Origin of the sequence: Croceicoccus sediminis, from assembly GCF_007570835.1 — a bacterium.
In the GTDB taxonomy this organism is placed as follows: Bacteria; Pseudomonadota; Alphaproteobacteria; order Sphingomonadales; family Sphingomonadaceae; genus Croceicoccus; species Croceicoccus sediminis.
Window position 1 is genome coordinate 493,194 of the sequence record NZ_SUNC01000003.1, and the last position, 19,163, is coordinate 512,356.

Sequence of the window (19,163 nt, forward strand, 5' to 3'; positions counted from 1 at the left end):
TTGCGGGCGTGCTTCATGGGGGACATGAACGGCAAGAGCAATGGCATCCGCAACATCGTGATCCTGACCGGCGCCGGGGTTTCGGCCGAAAGCGGGATCGACACCTTCCGCGACGGCGGCGGCCTTTGGGAACAGCACCGGGTAGAAGACGTCGCCACGCCCGAAGCGTTCGAGCGTGATCCCGAACTGGTCCTGCGGTTCTACGACATGCGAAGGGAAGCGATCCAGACGAAGGAGCCGAACCCCGCGCACGATGCGCTGGCAAGGCTGGACCGGGAATGGAGCGGCGAGCTGCTGATCGTCACGCAGAACGTCGACGACTTGCACGAACGCGCGGGCGCGCGGCGTGTGCTTCACATGCACGGCGAGCATCTCAACGCGTGGTGCACCGCCTGCGACGTGCGATCGCGCTGGACCGGGACACTGATCGAACGACCCGCCTGTCCCGAGTGCGGAGAGGCCGCGCTGCGCCCCGACATCGTCTGGTTCGGGGAAATGCCCTATCGCATGGACGAAATCTTCACCGCGATCCGCGAGGCGGACCTGTTCGTGTCCATCGGCACTTCGGGCGCGGTCTATCCTGCGGCCGGTTTCGTGCGGGATGCGAAATCGCTGGGGGTCGAAACGCTCGAACTCAATCTTGAACGCAGCCAGGGCAGCCACTGGTTCGACGAAACCCGGCTTGGCCCGGCAAGCAGCATTGTGCCCGACTGGGTAGAGGAAATATTAGGCAATCGGGACTAGGCCTCACCCCGATAAGGCGGGTCCTTGGCCGGACTGTTTTTTTGGGGGAATACAGATGCTGGCATGGTTCAAACCGAAGATGGCGCCCGAAGGGCCGGTCACGCTCGAATACGAGATCGAGATCGATGCCCCGGCACACGAGATCTATCCGCTGATCGACTTTGCCGACTCGCGCAATGCAAAGCGGCAGCTGGGCGAAACCGTGCGCGAAGTCGCCGGGCGCGAAGGCGCGTTCGAACTGGTGCTGGCCTCATACCCCGACCTTGGCGATCTGACGTTCGACATCACCGTGACGGAGGCGGCGGCGAACAAGGTCTATGCCTTTCACGGCAAGCTGCCCGAAGGCCCCGGCGCGCTCATTTCCACGCAGGAACGCTACGAGATCGAACCGGCGGAAGGCAGCGGCTCTCTCTTGCGGCTGATCGTCGATGCGAATTTCAAGTTTCCGATGAAGGAGAAGGTCTACAAGCGCGAAGTGGCGCAGATGATGATGGCCCTCCACAATGCCTGCGCCAAGCTGAAGCTCCACGCCGAACAGGGTGTGGACGCCGTCCACGCCGTACACGACGACATGATTGTCGAGGTCGACTAAGCCACGCCTCACCCCAAAAGCGGAATTTCAGCAAACGACCCAATTGCGGACTTTACCAAAGCAAGATAGCCATGAATTATGGACGAGCCTCACGGGGATAAGCGGCTGAAGAAGGTCGCCAAGGGCAAGCTGGAAAAGCCGGAATGACGAACGCTGATATATTCGGCGGCGCCATATCGATTCTAGCGACTGTAGTCATAGGCCAGAGCCTTTACCACGGCTGCACCCCGACATACTGGCCACAGTCTGGCATTCGCAAGGCCGATGAGCCTGGCTCGTTTTGGTTTTTCGTATCGTTATGGGCCTTTGCGGCTGCGATCGGAGTGCTCTTCATCTTTTTGGGCTGAGCGTGTTTGCAAAAGATACAATTGCCAAATCTTTAGGGTCGCGCGTCAGCTTCCCACCCCAATTCCAGCCTTTCGGGCGATTCCGAAATTGCCTGAAAGCGGACGAGGGTGATGAGATCCCGATGGAATGGCGGCTAGGCCGCAGTGCCTTTGCGTAGCATCGATACCCCTCTCCCAAGGAACAAGCCCGCCGGTGCCGGATTGTCCCAGGTAAAGGAGATATGCCGATGATGGCTCTGATTACCCTGATTGCCACGATATTGCTGCCGCCGCTGGGCGTTGCGCTCAAGCATGGGATCGGCAAGACGTTCCTGATCAACCTGATCCTGACGATCATCCTGTTCCTGCCTGGCCTGATCCACGGCATCTACGTCAATTACCTGCGCTAGATCGTCGCCCTTTCGCGGCGACATCGTCGCCGTGCACCTCAAAAGCAAAACCCCGCGCCGGGCCATGCCTTGCGCGGGGTTTGCAATGGGTGACACGGCGTCACCTTGGTCAGCCTTTACGGCAGCACGCCGATCGTGTCGGGATTGCCGTCCTTGTCGCCCTTGATCAGTCCGCCGTCTCCGACATTGCCGTTCCCCGTCGTGGCCAGAATGCCCGACAGGTGCGGCGCAGCCATCGACGTGCCGTCCTTTTTCGCCGTGCCGCCACCAATGGCGAGCGACACGATCCCCACGCCCGGCTCTGCGTAATCTACGGACAGGCCGTAGTTCGAGAACGATGCCATCCGGTCCCGCTTGTCTATCGCAGATACGGTGTAGAGCATCGAGGCGTTCTGATTGGCAGGCGAGACCGCGCTCGCATCGACGTCGATGGAATCGTTGCCTGCCGCTACGACGACATAAACACCGCTGTTCGCAAGGTTCAGCACCGCCGCATTCAGAATGGTCGAGCCGGGATCGGCGCTGAGGCTCATGTTGACCACGTCACCGATGCCGGCTTTGGCCGCGATGTAATCGAGCCCGTCTAGAACCACGGCATCCGGAGCCACACCGACGGAATCGAGCACCCTGACCGAGACCAGCTGCACCCCCGGTGCAACGCCGACGACATCGATACCATTCTGCTTCGCCCCGATGGTTCCAGCCACGTGCGTCCCGTGGCCGTTGTAATCGTCCGGCACGTTGAACGGGCCGGAGGCGAGACCGCCCAGGGTATCGCTGGTCAGGAAAGACGTGCTGAGACCGCCATTGGCGGTACTCGGCGAAACAGTCAGATCGGGGTTGTCCATATCGATGCCGGTATCCAGCACCCAGACGGTGGCGCTGCTGGCCGTCCCGACGCCGACTTTCGCCACGCCCCATGGCACGGTTTCGGACGAGCCGCCCTTGTCGGGCTTGCCCCCGCCACCGCCACCGCCACCGCCACCGCCGTCACCTCCGCCGGGCCTTCCGGGATTGAAACGCGCCGTGGTCTGGCTTTCGCCTTCGGGAAGGCCGACCCAGCGCGCCGCGACGCAGGACGACACCTGCGCCCGGTTCATCACCATGCGATCCTTGCCTGCCGCCGATGCGCGCAGGGCAAAGCCGCTGAACAGGCGCGAATAGACATGCGTGACGCGCCCGCCCGCTTCCCTTGCGGCAGCGGCGGCCTGCGATTGAAGGCCGGTAGTGCCGGACTTGAAGGTGCAGATGTAGAGACCGGCGACGATGTCGCCGACTTGCGGTTTCGCCAGCGCCGGGCCGGATAGCAGCGCGGCGGACGCGGCAATGCCGAGTGACAGGACCTTAAGACGTTTCATGCGATTTCCCCCCGGAAACGCGGGGCGCGTCGGCCCCGCGAGTCGGAAAGATACGCCCCTTGGCGCGAAACGTTGAATCGCCGCGCCGTCGGCCCGGCGTTGCGGGTCAGCCGGCCACTTCGGCCGCCGCCAGCACGGCAAGCGTCAGGACGTCGGGCGCGATCGCGGTCATCGGGGCGATCTGGACCGGCTTTTCCATGCCGATCAGCATCGGGCCGATCGTCGTCGCCCCGGCCAGTTCGCGCAGCAGCTTTGCCGACAGGTTCGCCGACTGCAGGCCCGGCATGACCAGCACGTTGGCCGGCGCGGACAGGCGGCTGAAGGGATAAAGCTTCATCACCGTGGGGTTCAGCGCGGCATCGGGGGCCATTTCGCCTTCGTATTCGAAGTCCACGCCCTCGGCATCGAGGATGTGCACAGCCTCTCGGATGTTTTCCAGCCAGCGGCCCGGCGGGTTGCCGAAGGTCGAATAGGACAGGAACGCGACGCGCGGTTCGTGGCCCAGCCGCTGGGCGACCTTGGCGGTTTCCTTCGCGATGTGGGCCAGCATCTTGGAATCGGGCCGTTCGTTGATCGTCGTGTCGGCAAGGAACACGGTGTAGTTCTTGCCCACCATCAGGTGGATGCCGAAGGGCACTTCGTCCTTCTTCTGGTCGAGGACGAGGCCGACTTCCTTGATGGTCTGCGCGAACGGGCGCGTCAGGCCGGAAATCATCGCGTCACCCTTGTCCAGCGCCAGCAGCAGCGAGGAAAAGACGTTGCGGTCCTGGTTGACCATGCGGCGCACGTCGCGTTCCGTCGCGCCGCGACGCTTCAGCCGCTCGTAGAGGTAATCGACCATCTCGGGGATGTATTCGCTCTGGGCCGAGTTCTGGATCTCGTAGCTTTCGATGTCCTCGACGCCGAGTTCCTTCAGCCGCTGCTTCACCTTCTCGGTGCGGCCGACAAGGATCGGCTCGCCATAGCCGAAGTCGCGGAACTGGATCGCCGCGCGCAGCACGACTTCCTCTTCCGCTTCGGCGAAGACGACCCGCTTCGGATTTGCCTTGGCGCGTTCGTAAACGCTGGTCAGGGCCGAAGTCGTGGGATTGAGGCGGGCCTTCAGCCGGTGGCGATATTCGTCGAAGTCCGCGATCGGGGCCTTGGCGACACCCGAATCCATCGCCGCCTTGGCAACGGCGGAGGACACGACTTCCATCAGGCGAGGATCGAAAGGCGCAGGGATGATGTAGTCGCGCCCGAACTGGTGGTTCACACCATAGGCAGCCGCCACTTCCTCGGGCACGCGTTCACGCGCCAGTTCGGCGATGGCGCGGGCGGCGGCGATCTTCATTTCCTCGTTGATAGCAGTGGCCTGGACGTCCAGCGCGCCGCGGAAGATGAAGGGGAAGCCCAGCACGTTGTTGACCTGGTTCGGATAGTCCGAACGCCCGGTCGCCACGATCGCGTCGGGCCTCACCGAATGGGCATCGTCGGGCGTGATTTCGGGCGTGGGATTGGCCATCGCGAAGATGATCGGGCTGTCGGCCATGTTGCGCACCCACTCGGGCTTGAGCGCACCGGCAGCCGAAAGGCCCAGGAACACGTCGGCGCCCTGCAACGCCTCTTCAAGGCTGCGCGCCTCGGTCGGGACGGCGTGCGCGCTCTTCCACTGGTCGACGTTTTCGCGTCCCGGATAGATCGGGCCGGAACGATCGCACACGATTACGTTGTCGTGGCGCACACCCATCGCCTTGATGAGCGCGGTACACGCCAGCGCCGAGGCGCCCGCGCCGTTCACCACCATCTTGATCTCGTCCATCTTGCGGCCGGTCAGGTGGCAGGCATTGATGAGCCCGGCCGTAGCGATGATCGCGGTGCCGTGCTGGTCATCGTGCATCACCGGGATGTTCATCTTTTCGCGCAGGGCCTGCTCGATGATGAAGCATTCAGGTGCAGCGATATCTTCAAGGTTGATGCCGCCGAAAGTCGGCTCCATCAGCGCGACGGCATTGATGAAGGCTTCGGGATCCTCTGTGTCGAGCTCGATATCGATGGAATCGACGTCGGCGAACCGCTTGAACAGGACCGACTTGCCTTCCATCACCGGCTTCGACGCCAGCGCGCCGAGATTGCCGAGACCGAGGATCGCGGTGCCGTTGGAAATGACGGCGACAAGGTTGGAACGCGCGGTATAGCGGGCCGCGTCCGCGGGGTTCCTGGCGATTGCCTCGACCGGAGCGGCAACGCCGGGGGAATAGGCAAGCGACAGGTCGCGCTGCGTCGCCATGGGCTTCGACGCGACGATCTCGATCTTACCGGGGCGGATCGTCTCGTGGTAAAACAGGGCCTCGCGCTCGGTAAAGCTGGCTCTCGTGTTGTTTTCCTCGTCCGACACCGCGTCCTCCTTGCCATCGCTGATATGGGTTCGCCTATAACGCCTCCTATCATAAGCGATAGGGGCAAAGGCGCGGTTTTATGGATCGGGGACAATCGTTCGCACATGCTTTGCCGAATCGGCGGCCCATACGCTAACGCTCCCGCCCATGGCCGGCGGCTCGACTCCCATGATGCAGCAATACTTCAGCCTGAAGGAACAGGCGGGGGACTGCCTGCTGTTCTATCGCATGGGCGACTTCTTCGAACTGTTCTTCGACGACGCGAAGCAGGCTGCCGGCGTGCTGGACATCGCGCTGACCACGCGGGGCGAGAACGCGGGCGAACCGGTGCCGATGTGCGGCGTGCCGGTTCACTCCGCCGACAATTACCTCGCCCGCCTGATCCGCGCCGGTTGCCGCGTCGCCATTGCAGAGCAGGTGGAGACCCCGGCAGAGGCGAAGGCCCGCAGCGGATCGAAGGCACTGGTCAAGCGCGATATCGTCCGCTTCGTCACCGCCGGTACGCTGACCGAAGACACCCTGCTCGAATCGCGCCGCGCCAACGTGCTGGCCGCGCTGGCCCCGCTGCGCGACGAAGTGGGCATTGCCGCGATCGACATTTCCACCGGCGAAATGGCGCTCGAACGCGTCGCGCCCGAAGGGGTAACCGCCGCCCTGTCACGGATCGGCCCTGCCGAAGTGATTGTGCCCGAAGGCTGGCCCGAAAACTACGGCGATGCCCCGACAGACGCGATAGAACGCCCGCGCAGCACATTTTCCAGCGACGATGGCGAAGCGCGGCTCAAGTCCCTGCACGGTGTAGCGACGCTCGATGCGTTCGGGGTTTTCGGCCGCGCGCACCTTGCCGCGGCGGGCGGGCTCGTCGCCTATCTCGAACATGTCGGGCGCGGGACGATGCCGCTGGTCCTGCCGCCGCGCCTTCGCGAAGCGCAGGGCCACCTCGCCATGGACGAGGCGACGCGCAGCAGCCTTGAGATCGTTCAGTCGTCGACCGGGATGCGCAAAGGCAGCCTGATCGACTGCATCGACCGCTGTTTGACCGGCGCGGGCGCGCGGCTCCTCGCCGAGGATCTGTCCGCACCGCTGGCCGATGCGGGCGCGATCCGCGAAAGGCTGGAGGCGGTCGAGTGGCTGTTCGAAGATGCCCTGCTGCGCGAAGATCTGCGCCGGGCCTTGCGCGCCCTGCCCGATATCGGCCGCGCGCTGGGCCGTGTCGTCGCCGGGCGCGGCAGCCCGCGTGACCTGGGCCAGCTGCGCGACGGTCTGGGCGAAGCGCGGACGCTGCACGACCTTCTGGGCCGGCATGACAGCCTGCCCGCGCTTTTCACGCGGCTTTTACCGCACTTGTCCGGGCACGGCGCGCTTTGCGAACTTCTGACCCGCGCGCTCGTCGCCGCTCCGCCGACCGAGCGCGGCAATGGCGGTTTCATCGCCGAAGGGTACGACGCCGCGCTGGACGAGCTTCGCATGATTTCGAAGAACGGGCGCCGCGCGATCGCCGCGCTGGAACAGAAGTACCGCGACGAAACCGGCATCGCGACGCTGAAGATCAAGCATAACGGCGTGCTGGGCTATTTCATCGAAGTGCCCGCGCGCCACGCGGACAAGCTGATGGAGGCCGAAAGCGGCTTTACCCATCGCCAGACGATGAAGGACGCGGTGCGTTTCAACGCGCTGGCCCTGCATGAAGAGGCAAGCCGCATTGCCGAGGCAGGCGGACGTTCGCTGGCCGCCGAGGAATCGCACTTCGAGGAACTCGTCGCCCGCACGGTAGAGGCGAAGGAAGCGATCGCCGCCACCGCGCAGGCGCTGGCCCGCATCGACGTATCCGCAGGGCAAGCAGAGCGCGCGGCAGAGGGCGGCTGGGTCCTGCCCGAAATCCGCGATGACAACGCTCTTGTCGTCACCGGCGGCAGGCACCCAGTGGTCGAGGCGGCGCTGGCAGCGGGCGGCGAACGTTTCGTCGCGAACGATTGCGCCTTGTCGAACAGCGACCGGCTCTGGCTGATCGGCGGCCCGAACATGGGCGGCAAATCCACGTTCCTGCGCCAGAACGCGCTGATCGTGCTGCTGGCGCAGGCGGGCGGTTTCGTCCCGGCAGAGGCGGCCAGCATCGGCATCGTCGACCGGTTGTTCAGCCGCGTCGGCGCGTCGGACAACCTTGCGCGCGGACGTTCGACCTTCATGGTGGAGATGGTGGAAACCGCCGCCATCCTGAGCCAGGCGACCGACCGCAGCTTTGTCATCCTGGACGAAGTGGGACGCGGGACCAGTACCTACGACGGGCTGGCGCTGGCCTGGGCCGTGGCGGAATCGGTGCACGAAACCGTGCGCTGCCGCTGTCTGTTCGCGACGCATTACCATGAACTTTCGCGCCTTGCCGAAACCTGCGATGCGCTGTCGCTGCACCATGCCCGTGCGCGCGAATGGAAGGGCGATCTGGTCCTGCTGCACGAACTGGCCGAAGGGCCTGCCGATCGCAGCTATGGCCTTGCCGTCGCGCGGCTGGCGGGCCTGCCGAAACCGGTGATCGCGCGGGCGAAGACGATCCTCGACAAGCTGGAAAAGGGCCGCGCCGAAACCGGCGGGCTGGGCGCGGGACTGGGCGACCTGCCGCTGTTCGCCGCTGCGGCCGAGGCACAAGAGGAACAGTGCGACACTTTGCGCGAAACGCTGCGCGGGATCGACGTCGATGCCCTTTCCCCGCGAGAGGCGCTGGACATGCTCTATTCGCTGAAGCGCGAGGCGGGCGAGGACGCGGCTTAAGGCGCTGTGCGGCTTTTCGGAACCCTTGACCGTTCTGGCCGGTTAGTTTCCTTGAGATGAGCGAACAGCAAAAATTCGACCGCAACGAATTGGCGGAAGACCGCACGATCATGGCGGTCGAGCGTACTTTTGCAGGCTGGATCCGCACTGCCTTTGCCGCAATCGGTATCGGACTGGCCTTCAAGGCGCTTTTCGGCGAGCTGGACCCGCCCTGGCTAGCCCGTGTGATCGCCACGATCTTCATCCTGCTTGCCGCGTTTCTTGCGGTTACCGCGGAACGGCGCGCCTGCCGCGCCGTCAGCCGGATGAAGGCCCATTCGGTCGATGCGCCCGATGCGCCGCACTTGCGCTATGTCGCCTGGGCCGTCGCCGCCGGGTCGATGATCCTCGCCGTCGCGATCTGGCTGATGCGCGATGCCGCTGTTCCCCTGATCGGCTGAACGAGATAAGGGCCCGTCATGCAGTTTGACGACCTCCTCCTCCGGTATTTCGGCACGACCGACATGACCGCCATCACGCCCCCCGCCCGCGAGGCCGGGGTGGAGAGGATGCGCGTCGATTTCGGGCTGGAGCGTGATCCGGCAAAGCGGTTCGTGATCTGGGTGCTGCTGGCCATGAACGGAGCGGAACCCGATCTGGACAAGGCATTCGAAAACGAGGCCGAACGGGAAGCTGCGCGCAACCTGCTCGACCTCGTGATATCCGCCCGCGATCAATAGCGGGGGTCAGTGGCTGTTCCGGCTCAGCTGTCGGAGTTGCCGGGCTCGTCCTTCATGACGTTCGACTTGCCGTACTTCGACGTATTGTCGTCCATGTTCGGCTCACCGCGATAGGCGCTCATGTCGATGCCGCCCTTCGTCATCTGCTTCATGTGATCGACGAGGTCTTCGGTATCGTCGTCCGAAGTGATCGAACCTTCGGGCTTTTCGCCGTCCTCGGTGCCAAAGCTGCTGACCGCGCGGCCGATCGCCTGATTGGCGAAAGTCTGGGCCTGCGCATCTTCGTCATGCTGCTCGTCGTTGAAGTTTTCTGGGGCGAGTTCACTGTTCTTCGCCATCGGTATTTCCTTTCGTTCGGTCTTGCCTGACCTACGGATGCAAGCCGCTCTGGTTCCCTGACACGTGTGTCAGCGATGCGATTGCGACCCGGCTTCGCAGCCTTGAAAGGATGTACTGGCGGGCCGGTCCTACCCGCGCGAGGCGCCCGGCACCCACAAGATGTCGCGCTTCCCGCCCTCGTTCGCCCCGCGGGCCAGTACGAACAGCAGGTCCGACAGGCGATTGACGTATGTCAGCGCGGCCGGATTGACCGGCTCTGCCGCGCCCAGTGCGGCGACCGCGCGTTCGGCCCGGCGGACCGTGGCGCGCGCGACGTGAAGCCGGGCCGAAGCCTCGCTCCCGCCCGGAAGGACGAAGCTGGTCAGCGGCTCTATAGTCTCGTTCGCCGCGTCGATACGGCTTTCGATCCAGTCGGCCTGATCGGGCACAACGCGCAGGGTCATTTCGCCGGGCGTGAAGTCTTCGCCGGGTGTCGCCAGATCGGCGCCCAGGTCGAACAGGTCGTTCTGAACGCGGGTCAGCACGTCATGCACTTCGCCCGCGTCCAGCGCGGCGATGGCAAGGCCGATGGCGGAATTCGCCTCGTCAACCGCGCCGATCGCGTCCATGCGCGCGGCGTGTTTGGGAAGGCGCGACCCATCGACGAGCCCCGTCGTCCCGTCATCGCCCGTGCGGGTGTAGATCTTGTTGAGCTTTACCACGGAGTGGAAATCAGGACGCGATTGCAAGCAGGACCATCGCGACAACGATCGCCGCGGCCTGGTACTTGATGCGCGAAATCATCGCCCGGTTCTGGCGAAGCTGCATTTCCTGAACGCGTTCGTCACCGCCCTCGAGATCCATTTTCGTGCTTTGCAGGAATGCGACGATGCCGCGAACCAAAGAGACGACAACCATGGCGACAAGGGCCACGAGCACGATGATGAGGATGTACTTCATGTCTACCCAGTTAGGGGTTTTTCGTGGAGATTTCGAGTCCCGAAAGTGACAGGTCTTCGGGGAAACGCCCCGCCCTGATGTCCGCGGCCAGTGCCAGTCCGTCCTGCCCCGCCGCGCGGCGGTCCGAAAGCGCGGGCGAGCCGCGCCGCTTGGCCAGTTTCTCGCCGTCCGCCTCGACCAGAAGCGCATGGTGGTGCCAGCGCGGCACCGGCAGGCCCAGCAGCGCCTGAAGCAGGCGGTGCACGTGCGTGGAGGCGAACAGGTCCGCCCCACGCGTGACCAGCGTGATCCCGTCGCGCGCATCGTCGACGGTCACGGCGAGGTGATAGCTGCCCGGCGCATCCTTTCGCGCCAGCACGACATCACCGAACAGGTCGGGCCGCGCCTGCTGTTCACCCGCCAGTTCGTCGGTCCACGTCAGCGGACCGGTGCGCGCCATCGCCTGCGCCATGTCGAGCCGCCACGCGGCGGGCACAGCGGGATCGATAGCGGCATGACGGCAGGTGCCGGGATAGACCGGCCCGTCGGGTCCGGTCGCGACCGCGGCCGCCGCGATCTGGGCGCGGGTGCAAGTGCAGGGATAGACCAGCCCCATCCCCTTCAACCGGTCCAGCGCCTCGGCATGGCTGGCAATGCGGTCCGACTGGCGAATCGCTTCGCCGTCCCAGTCGAGGCCGAGCCACGCAAGGTCGGCCAGCGCACCCTCGGCAAATTCGGCCCGGCTGCGCGCCCCGTCGATATCCTCGATCCTGACGAGAAACCGCCCGCCCCTAGCCCGCGCGATGTCATGCGCGACGATCGCGGAAAACGCATGGCCAAGGTGCAGCGGTCCGTTCGGGCTCGGCGCAAAGCGGGTGACGGTCTCCATGCCCCGTGATCTAGCGCCCATGGCCGCTGTGGAACAGCCTGTGGGCAATCTGCGGACAAGCCTGTGAACAGGACTGTGGATAGCCTGTGCGCGACCCTCTTGCCCAAATCGTCCCTTCATGCTGATTTCCTGATGCGATGCGTCATCAACCGGTCATGCTCGCCTGCGAAAGCGCGAACCGAAACGGCGGTGCCCCTGCCGACCCCATTGGGGTTTGCAGTATCCCTGGCCCTGCCGGCATGACGCGGCTGACAGGGGGGCGAATACGGCGATGTTCCAGTCCGGTCTGATAGAATCCAGGGCAAGGTTGTCGAGTGCGGACGGCGATCCGACACGCAAGCTCAACAATTGCCCGGCTCTGGTTCTGAATGCCGACTACACGCCGCTGTCCTATTACCCTCTAAGCCTCTGGCCATGGCAGACCGCGATCAAGGCGATCTTCCTCGACCGGGTCGATGTCGTCGCCAGCTACGATCGGCAGGTCCACTCGCCCTCGCTCGACATGCAGATCCCGTCGGTGATCGCATTGAAGCAATATGTGAAGCCGTCGGAATTTCCCGCCTTCACGCGCTTCAACCTGTTCCTGCGCGACCGGTTTTCCTGCCAGTACTGCGGCAGCCAGCATCACCTAACCTTCGATCACGTCATCCCGCGCCGTCTAGGCGGGGTCACCAGCTGGGAAAACATCGTCACCGCCTGCGCGCCGTGCAACATGAAGAAGGGCGGGCGCACACCGAAACAGGCGCACATGGCCCTGCAGGTTCCGCCGATCAGGCCGACCAGCTGGCAACTGCAGGAACGCGGCAAGGGATTCCCGCCCAACTACCTGCACGAAACGTGGCGGGACTGGCTCTACTGGGACATCGAACTGGAAGAGTAAGAGGGGATTTCCCCTCGGGCGGCCTCTCAGCGAAAATCGTCCCTTGTCGCGTCTAGATCCAGCCGCCCAGTTCGGTGCGGATCAGCGTTTCCAGCATGTCCATCCCGGCCTGCGTATCGTTTAGGCAGGTCAGCGCGACGTAGTTTTCACCGCCGTTGTCGCAGAACGTGTCGCGGCCCTGCAGCGCGATTTCCTCCAGCGTTTCGAGGCAATCAGCCGAGAAACCGGGCATCGCCACGGCCATGGACCGCGTTCCGGCCTTCGCCTCCGCCTCGATCATCAGGTCGGTCGCAGGTTCCAGCCACTTGGCCTTGCCGAAGCGGGACTGGAACGTCGTGTCGACGCGCATGTTCGGAAATTCCGGCGCCAGCGCAGCTGCCAGCAGGCGCGCGGTCTTGCGGCAATGGCAGTGATAGGGATCGCCCAGGTGCAGCGTGCGTTCGGGCATCCCGTGAAAGCTGAGTAGAAGGACATCGGGCGCGGGCGAAGTGTTCCACAACTGGCGCGTGATGTCGTCCTTTAGCGCTGCGATATAGGCCGGGTGATCGTGGTAAGGCGGCAAAGTGCGGACGGCGGGCTGCCAGCGCATTTCGGCCAGCGCCTTGCCCAGCGCATCGACCGCCGTGGCCGTCGTCGCGCCCGAATACTGCGGGTATAACGGCGCGAACAGGATACGGTCGTAGCCTTCGTCCTTCAGCGCGGTCACTTTCGCCGCGATCGAGGGATTGCCGTACCGCATGGCCCAGTCGACCTTCACCCCCTCGCCCAGCCGTTCCTGAAGCGCCCCTGCCTGGCGCGCGGTGATCGCGGCCAGCGGCGAGCCTTCCTCGTCCCATACCTGCGAATAGGCGTGGGCGGACTTCTTCGGACGGGTGTTGAGGATGATACCGCGCAGGATCGGCTGCCAGATGAGCGGGGAAATTTCGACCACGCGGCGGTCCGACAGGAATTCGCCGAGATAGCGCTTTACCGCGCCGGGATCGGGCGCGTCGGGCGTGCCCAGGTTGACGAGCAGGACCGCGACTTTGCCGGTCGGCGCTGCGGGGTGGTCGGCGGGCCGGTTCATCGGGGTGCCGGGTTTACTGTCCATGTTCGCTCCCTATTCCGCAAGCGTACCGTCGGGAAGCTCCGACGGTTCGGGTTCGGGCACGCCTGCGGCATCGCCCCCTTCCGCTGCCTCTGTCGCCTCGGGCGCAGGGGCCTCGCTGGGCGCCGGAATCGGCGCCAGTGTCGTCTGCGCGAGCGGGATCGGCAGGTCGCGGAACCGCGTGCCGGTGGCCGCACGCAAGGCATTGGCGATCGCCGGGGCGACCGCGACCATGCCGATTTCACCCGGATCGAAGGGCGGCGCGTCGTTCTGGGCGAAACCGACGCTGATTTCCGGAAGCCGTGACAGCCCGGCAAGCCTGAGCGAGGCCAGCGTCTGCTCCTGCGGCAGCCCGCCCTTGTAGGACACACCCATGCCCAATGCCTGGTTCATGCCGAACAGCAATCCGCCCTCGATCTGCTGAAGCGCGATTTCGTAATGCAGGATGCGCCCGATGTCGCACCACGCGGCGATGGACGATACTTCCACCCCGTTTTCGCCGGGCCGGGCCCTGACGACAACCGCGATGCGCCCGCCGCCGCCTTCGCGGCCTGCGGGATCGACCATCTGCCAGCAGGCGATGCCTTGCGCCGTGCCTTCGCCGCCGCCGTCCCATTCGCCCAGTTGCGCCGCGCCCTGCAGGCATTCGGCCATGCGGGGATTTCCGCCCAGCATCGCCATGCGATAGGCCAGCGGTTCTTCACCCGCCGCACCCGCCACTTCGTCGAAAAAGCTTTCGGTGACGAAACAGGCCCGCGCCTCGGCATTGCCGCGCAAGCGCCCGGCGGGAAGGCCGGTATCGGCGGACAGGCTTTCGATACGCACGTTGTCGATCGCATAGGGCGGAGACATTCCGAACAGGTTGGCCGGATCGTTCTGGCCTTCGCTGGCGTCCATCGCGCGTTCGGGCGTCATGTCCTCGAAAAGGCGTGCATACATCTCGCGCGCGCCGGGCTGGCAGGCAAAGCGGCCGTGCCATGCGTGGATCGTCCCCTGCGGGCCGGTGATCGCCTTCACGTGCGCCACGGCGGGCGGGCGCGGCAGAGCGGTCAGGTGTTCCTGCCAGCGCGAATAGGTCAGCTGGACCGGGCGGCCCAACGCGCGCGCGATCGCGGCGGCTTCGCGCAGAATGCGGCAATCGAGGCGGGCATCGAAACTGCCGCCCGCGCCCACGGGATAGAGGACGACATCCTCCACCGGCAGGCCGACGGCGGCGGCGGCATGTTCGCGCGCCTGTTCGGGGGCCTGCGACGGGGCCCAGATTTCCAGCCTGCCGGACTGAAACCGCGCGGTCGCGGTCGCGGTTTCGATCGTGCCGTGCAGCGCAGGCGCGATGGAGTAGCGCGCCTCTATCGCGCCCAGCCCTTCCAGCGCGACATCAGTCTCGCCCCGCTCGAACATCGTTTCGGCGGTTCCTTCAGCCACTGCGCGTTCAAGCCCTTCGGCAATGGTCGCATCGTCGGGCAGCCCGCGCCCGGTCTTGAACCGCGGCTTCATCCGGCGCAGCGCCTTTTCGGCGGCCCATTGGCTGGACCCCACGGCGGCAAGCCAGGAATCGCCCTCGACCCTTCCGATATAGCCGGTAACGCCCTTGCCTCCGTCCGCGTCGAAAACGTCCAGCGCGGAATCGGCGAGAGGGCCGTGCGCGATAGCCGCAAAGACCATGCCGGGCAGGCGGATGTCACCGGCAAAACGAAACGACCCGTCGACCTTGGACGGTCCGTCGAGGCGCGGGTAAGAGCCGACCGCGGCGGCAAGATCGGGTGAGGCATCGCTCATCGGATCAGGGCGCAGGATCGGCGGGCTGGGCGGGGAAAACTGTGCCGCCTCGTCCGCCAGTTCGCCAAAGCGCAGCTGCTTTTCGCCGTGGACGATGAAACCGTCGCGGGCCTCGCATTCCTCGAACGCCACGCCCCAGCGTTCGGCCGCCGCCATGGCCAGAACCGCGCGCACCCCGGCAGCCGCTTCGCGGATCGGCATTTCATAGGCGGGGATGGCGGTGCCTTCGGCCGTTGCCATCAGGCGCGTCTGGTTGGCGAAGTTCTTCGCAAGGAAATCGTCGGGATCGTCGGCAAAGGACGGCAGCCACGTATCGCGCAATCCGCCCCACCGCGCGGCAAGCACCGGATCGGCATAGGCCGGGCTGATCGCCGCAGGCTCTACCGCGACCTGCCGCCAGTCGGCGCCCAGTTCCTCGGCCGCGATGCGGGGCAGCAGGGTCGTGATGCCCTGCCCCATTTCCAGCTGCGGGACGGCGACGGTGACGACGCCGGACCGGTTGATCTTGATCCAGGCGTTATAGGCCTGCTCACCCTCTCCGGCCGAAAGCGGCACCGGATAGTCGCGCGGCAAAAGGGCATAGGCCGCGATCAAACCGCCGCCGGCCGCGGCGCCGATCAGAAGCTTGCGCCGCGAAACCTTCATGCTCCGGCAGTCTCCACGATCTCCGCCTTTTCGGCGATCTGACGCGCGATATCGGTGAACCTGTCGGCAACCGGGCCGTCACCGGCGGCAGGCGGACGGCCCGCGTCGCTATCGGTGCGGATATCGATGGTAAGCGGGATGCGACCCAGGAAATCGTAACCCATCGTCCTTGCCGCCGCTTCGGCGCCGCCGCTGCCGAAAGGATCGCTTTCCTCTCCGCAATGGGGACACACGTACCCGGCCATGTTCTCGACCATCCCGATCACTGGCACATCTGCCTTGTCGAACAGGCCGATGGCGCGGGTGGCGTCCATCAGGGCCAGGTCCTGAGGGGTGGAAACGATGACGGCGCCATCGGGCTTGAACCGCTGGATCATGGTCAGCTGCACGTCGCCGGTGCCCGGCGGCAAGTCGACGATCAGCGTATCGACGTCGCCCCATTCCGCGTCGATCAACTGCGCCAGCGCATTGCCCGCCATCGGCCCGCGCCACGCGATGGCCTGACCCGGTTCGGCAAGGTGCCCCATCGACAGCATCGGCACCCCGTAACGGGTGGCGACGGGAATCAGCTTCTTGTCCTTGGCTTGCGGGCGTTCGCCCTCGCTCGCCATCAGGCGGGGCTGAGACGGGCCGTAGATGTCGGCATCGACCAGCCCGACTTTCACCCCCATGCGCGCCAGCGCGACGGCGATATTGGCCGACACGGTCGACTTGCCCACGCCGCCCTTGCCCGAACCCACCGCGATGATGCGGGGCCCGCGCCTTGGCGGCGGGCCGTCGCCGCGTTCCGCCATCTGCGCGATGCGCAGCGGCGGCAGGTCGAAACCGCGAACCGCACCGCGCACCGCGATCTCCAGCTTGTCACGGCCCAGTTGGTCCAGCCCGCCGACCTCCAGCACGATCGTCGTCGCGTCCTTGCCCAGCCGGAAGCTGGCGAGCCTGTCGCCTGCTGCGGCCTCCAGTGCCTTGCGGATTGCGGTTTCATCGGAAGTCATCGCTGCGTCCAGTCGGCCATTGTGGCCCTTGTGCTCGGTAATGGGCGTTCCCCGCGGCCTTTGCGGGATACCTCAATGGGCCTCTTGCACCATTGACGCAAAAATCCAATGCCGAACCCCCTGTTTTTGCCCGTGACGATACCTATAAGAGATGCATGACGAAAAAGGGTGGGTCCTTGAAGGACGGCATTTTGGCCATGGCCGGTAAGAGCCCGTGGGGCTCCGCGCCCGGCGGCGACGATAACGACGGTGCGGGACCGGACGGTGGCGCAACGCCTCCGCCGGTGTCCGAGGGGGGCAGCAAGCCGCGCAACCCCTGGCTTCCGGGCGGGGAGGAAAATGCCTCCGGCCCGCGCAAGGCCGCAAACATCGAAGACCTGTTCAAACACCGGCAGGCCCGCATGGGCGGCGGTGGCGGCGGCGGTTTTCCGCGTATGCCGCAGGCGCCCGGCGGGAAAAGCTGGACCCCGCTGATCCTAATCGGCGTGGTCGCGCTCTGGCTGCTGATTTCCGGCGTCCACCAGATCGGGCCGAAGGAAGAAGGGCTCGTCACCACGGCGGGTCGTTATTCGCGCACGATGGGGCCGGGCCTCAAGTTCACGCTGCCCTGGCCGATCCAGAACGTGGAGATCGAGGACGTGACCTCGATCCGCACCGACACCATCCCCGAGGGCGAGGCCGAGAAGCTGATGCTGACCGGGGATCAGAACCTTGTCGACCTGTCGTACATCGTGCGCTGGAACATCAAGGACCTGAAGAAATACACCTTCCAGATCGACAACCCCGATCAGACCGTGAAGGAAGTGGCCGAAGCCGCCATGCGCGCCTCTATCGCGGAAGTGACGCTTGACGATGCGCTGTCCGGTTCGGGGCGTGCGCAAGTCGAACAGGCCGTGCGGTCGCGCATGCAGGCGTTCCTCGACGCCTATGGCGCCGGCGTTGCCGTTCAGGGCGTGGAAATCAAGAAGGCCGACCCGCCGACAGCCGTGGTCGATGCTTTCCGCGAAGTCCTTGCCGCGCAACAGGATGCGCAGTCCGACATCAACCGCGCGCGCGCATGGGCCGAACAGGTCACCGCCCGCGCAGAGGGTGAGGCGACCGCCTTCAACAAGGTCTACGACGAATACCGCCTCGCGCCTGAAGTGACGAAGCGCCGCATGTATTACGAAACCATGGAACGTGTCCTGAAACAGACCGACAAGACCATCATCGAAGCCGACGGCGTCGTGCCCTACCTGCCGCTGCCCGAAGTGCGCCGCAAGAACTCGTCCTCCTCCAGCGAAGGAGACCAGTGATGGAACACGTCTGGCAACGTTATAAGGCGTGGATCATCGCAGGCGGGCTCTTCGTCGTCGCCGCGCTTTCGACCGTGTTCGTCACGCCCGAGACCGAGCAGGCCGTGATCCTGCGCAACGGCAAGCCGCTCACCATCGTCAACAAGTACCGACCGAACGAGGATTTCGGCAATTCGGGCGCGGGCATCTGGTACCGCATCCCGCTGATCGACCGGGTCGTCTTCGTCTCGCGCCAGATCCTTGCCGTCGACATGCAGCGTCAGGAAGTGCTCAGCCGCGACCAGCGCCGCCTCGAGGTGGATGCCTATGCACGCTACCGGGTGATCGATCCGACCAGGCTGGTCCAGACCGCCGGTTCGACCGAGCGGGTCGAGGAACAGCTGCGGCCGATCCTGAACTCGGTCCTGCGTCAGCGTCTGGGCACGCGCAGTTTCCAGGCGCTGCTGACCGCCGAACGCGGCGTCGCGATGAAGGAAATCAAGGAAGGCTTCGACAAGGAAGCGCGCGAATATGGCGTGCAGGTCCTCGACGTGCGCATCAAGCGCGCCGACCTTCCCGCCGGACGCCCGCTGGAAACCGCCTACACCCGGATGCAGACCGCGCGTAAGCAGGAATCGGACACGATCCGCGCGCAGGGCCAGAAACAGGCCCAGATCATCCGCGCCGAGGCCGAGGCCGAGGCCGCGCAGACTTATGCGGCGGCCTTCAACCGGGACCCGAACTTCTACGACTTCTACCGCGCCATGCAGAGTTATGACGCGGTGTTCACGGGCGAGGACGACAACAGCTCGATCATCCTGTCGCCCGACAACGAATACCTGCGCCAGTTCAGGGGAACGGGACGCTGAGCAGGTTTGGGAGCCGCAAGGGGCGAAACGCGTAAAAAGGGCAATGCCCATTCAATCCGCGTTAAGCCCCGAACGGCTGGAATGGGGCGGGACATACTCGCCGGACCGGCAGGCCCGCCGCCTGCACGGTCTTTGGCCGGACCCTCGGGATGGGGTGCGGCACCATGACGGAATGATGTGAAGAGGAAATCAGAA

Annotated in this window: 18 protein-coding genes; 9 read left to right on the forward strand and 9 right to left on the reverse strand. The window is 65.2% G+C overall.

All coding sequences use genetic code 11. The features are described 5' to 3' along the window. Window positions 1-15 precede the first annotated feature (15 nt). The 3 genes from FAX90_RS12965 to FAX90_RS12975 all read left to right on the forward strand — a co-directional run bounded on the left by FAX90_RS12965 (window position 16) and on the right by FAX90_RS12975 (window position 2,072). Window positions 16-744, forward strand: coding sequence for an NAD-dependent deacylase (locus FAX90_RS12965; RefSeq protein WP_420810978.1), 729 nt, complete (start codon window positions 16-18; stop codon window positions 742-744). A 55-nt stretch (window positions 745-799) separates the two neighbouring features. Then, the gene (locus tag FAX90_RS12970) at window positions 800-1,336 is read left to right on the forward strand and encodes an SRPBCC family protein (protein ID WP_144097806.1); all 537 of its coding nucleotides are present in this window, start codon (window positions 800-802) and stop codon (window positions 1,334-1,336) included. A 574-nt stretch (window positions 1,337-1,910) separates the two neighbouring features. Continuing rightward, the gene (locus FAX90_RS12975) at window positions 1,911-2,072 is read left to right on the forward strand and encodes a YqaE/Pmp3 family membrane protein (RefSeq protein ID WP_276612349.1); all 162 of its coding nucleotides are present in this window, start codon (window positions 1,911-1,913) and stop codon (window positions 2,070-2,072) included. 116 nt (window positions 2,073-2,188) lie between these two features. Here FAX90_RS12975 and FAX90_RS12980 read toward each other — a convergent pair whose 3' ends face one another. Both FAX90_RS12980 and FAX90_RS12985 read right to left on the reverse strand, forming a co-directional pair. Then, entirely contained in the window at window positions 2,189-3,430 is a 1,242-nt protein-coding gene (locus FAX90_RS12980) for a S8 family serine peptidase (protein WP_144097808.1), read from the reverse strand. A 106-nt stretch (window positions 3,431-3,536) separates the two neighbouring features. Continuing rightward, window positions 3,537-5,807 (reverse strand): NADP-dependent malic enzyme, encoded by a 2,271-nt coding sequence (locus FAX90_RS12985; protein WP_144097809.1) that lies wholly within the window; start codon window positions 5,805-5,807, stop codon window positions 3,537-3,539. Window positions 5,808-5,955: 148 nt separating this feature from the next. Here FAX90_RS12985 and mutS point away from each other — a divergent pair, with 148 nt between their 5' ends. The 3 genes from mutS to FAX90_RS13000 are packed head-to-tail and all read left to right on the forward strand — an operon-like array spanning window position 5,956 to window position 9,293. Next, entirely contained in the window at window positions 5,956-8,574 is a 2,619-nt protein-coding gene (gene mutS, locus FAX90_RS12990) for a DNA mismatch repair protein MutS (protein WP_240704899.1), read from the forward strand. A 56-nt stretch (window positions 8,575-8,630) separates the two neighbouring features. Beyond that, window positions 8,631-9,014: a YidH family protein gene (locus tag FAX90_RS12995; RefSeq protein WP_144097810.1), complete on the forward strand. Its 384-nt coding sequence runs from the start codon at window positions 8,631-8,633 to the stop codon at window positions 9,012-9,014. Window positions 9,015-9,032: 18 nt separating this feature from the next. Further along, entirely contained in the window at window positions 9,033-9,293 is a 261-nt protein-coding gene (locus FAX90_RS13000) for a hypothetical protein (RefSeq protein ID WP_144097811.1), read from the forward strand. 23 nt (window positions 9,294-9,316) lie between these two features. Here the strand turns inward: FAX90_RS13000 and FAX90_RS13005 are convergent, their stop codons facing one another. The 4 genes from FAX90_RS13005 to gluQRS form a co-directional block, all read right to left on the reverse strand. Next, the gene (locus FAX90_RS13005; protein ID WP_144097812.1) at window positions 9,317-9,631 is read right to left on the reverse strand and encodes a hypothetical protein; all 315 of its coding nucleotides are present in this window, start codon (window positions 9,629-9,631) and stop codon (window positions 9,317-9,319) included. A gap of 129 nt (window positions 9,632-9,760) precedes the next feature. Further along, entirely contained in the window at window positions 9,761-10,333 is a 573-nt protein-coding gene (locus FAX90_RS13010) for a cob(I)yrinic acid a,c-diamide adenosyltransferase (protein WP_144097813.1), read from the reverse strand. Window positions 10,334-10,343: 10 nt separating this feature from the next. After that, a complete protein-coding gene (locus tag FAX90_RS13015) occupies window positions 10,344-10,571 on the reverse strand; it encodes a hypothetical protein (protein WP_144097814.1) in 228 nt (75 codons plus the stop codon). 10 nt (window positions 10,572-10,581) lie between these two features. After that, a complete protein-coding gene (gene gluQRS, locus FAX90_RS13020; RefSeq protein WP_144097815.1) occupies window positions 10,582-11,439 on the reverse strand; it encodes a tRNA glutamyl-Q(34) synthetase GluQRS in 858 nt (285 codons plus the stop codon). A gap of 271 nt (window positions 11,440-11,710) precedes the next feature. On the opposite strand from gluQRS, the gene FAX90_RS13025 reads away from it, so the two are divergent. Next, entirely contained in the window at window positions 11,711-12,319 is a 609-nt protein-coding gene (locus FAX90_RS13025) for an HNH endonuclease (RefSeq protein WP_144097816.1), read from the forward strand. 52 nt (window positions 12,320-12,371) lie between these two features. On the opposite strand, the gene hemH is transcribed toward FAX90_RS13025, so the two are convergent. Genes hemH through FAX90_RS13040 form a run of 3 tightly spaced genes read right to left on the reverse strand, consistent with a single transcriptional unit; the run spans window position 12,372 to window position 16,624 of the window. Then, window positions 12,372-13,409, reverse strand: coding sequence for a ferrochelatase (gene hemH / locus FAX90_RS13030; protein WP_240704900.1), 1,038 nt, complete (start codon window positions 13,407-13,409; stop codon window positions 12,372-12,374). A gap of 9 nt (window positions 13,410-13,418) precedes the next feature. Continuing rightward, the gene (locus FAX90_RS13035; protein ID WP_144097817.1) at window positions 13,419-15,830 is read right to left on the reverse strand and encodes a xanthine dehydrogenase family protein molybdopterin-binding subunit; all 2,412 of its coding nucleotides are present in this window, start codon (window positions 15,828-15,830) and stop codon (window positions 13,419-13,421) included. Further along, window positions 15,827-16,624 (reverse strand): Mrp/NBP35 family ATP-binding protein, encoded by a 798-nt coding sequence (locus FAX90_RS13040; protein ID WP_240704911.1) that lies wholly within the window; start codon window positions 16,622-16,624, stop codon window positions 15,827-15,829. The genes FAX90_RS13035 and FAX90_RS13040 overlap by 4 nt, the downstream gene beginning before the upstream one ends. A gap of 398 nt (window positions 16,625-17,022) precedes the next feature. Between FAX90_RS13040 and hflK the strand changes: the two genes are divergently transcribed. After that, window positions 17,023-18,120 (forward strand): protease modulator HflK, encoded by a 1,098-nt coding sequence (hflK, locus tag FAX90_RS13045; RefSeq protein WP_144097888.1) that lies wholly within the window; start codon window positions 17,023-17,025, stop codon window positions 18,118-18,120. Beyond that, complete coding sequence (gene hflC / locus FAX90_RS13050; protein WP_144097819.1) at window positions 18,120-18,968, forward strand: protease modulator HflC; 849 nt, start codon at window positions 18,120-18,122, stop codon at window positions 18,966-18,968. Before hflK ends, hflC begins: the two co-directional genes overlap by 1 nt. The last annotated feature ends 195 nt before the right edge of the window (window positions 18,969-19,163 follow it).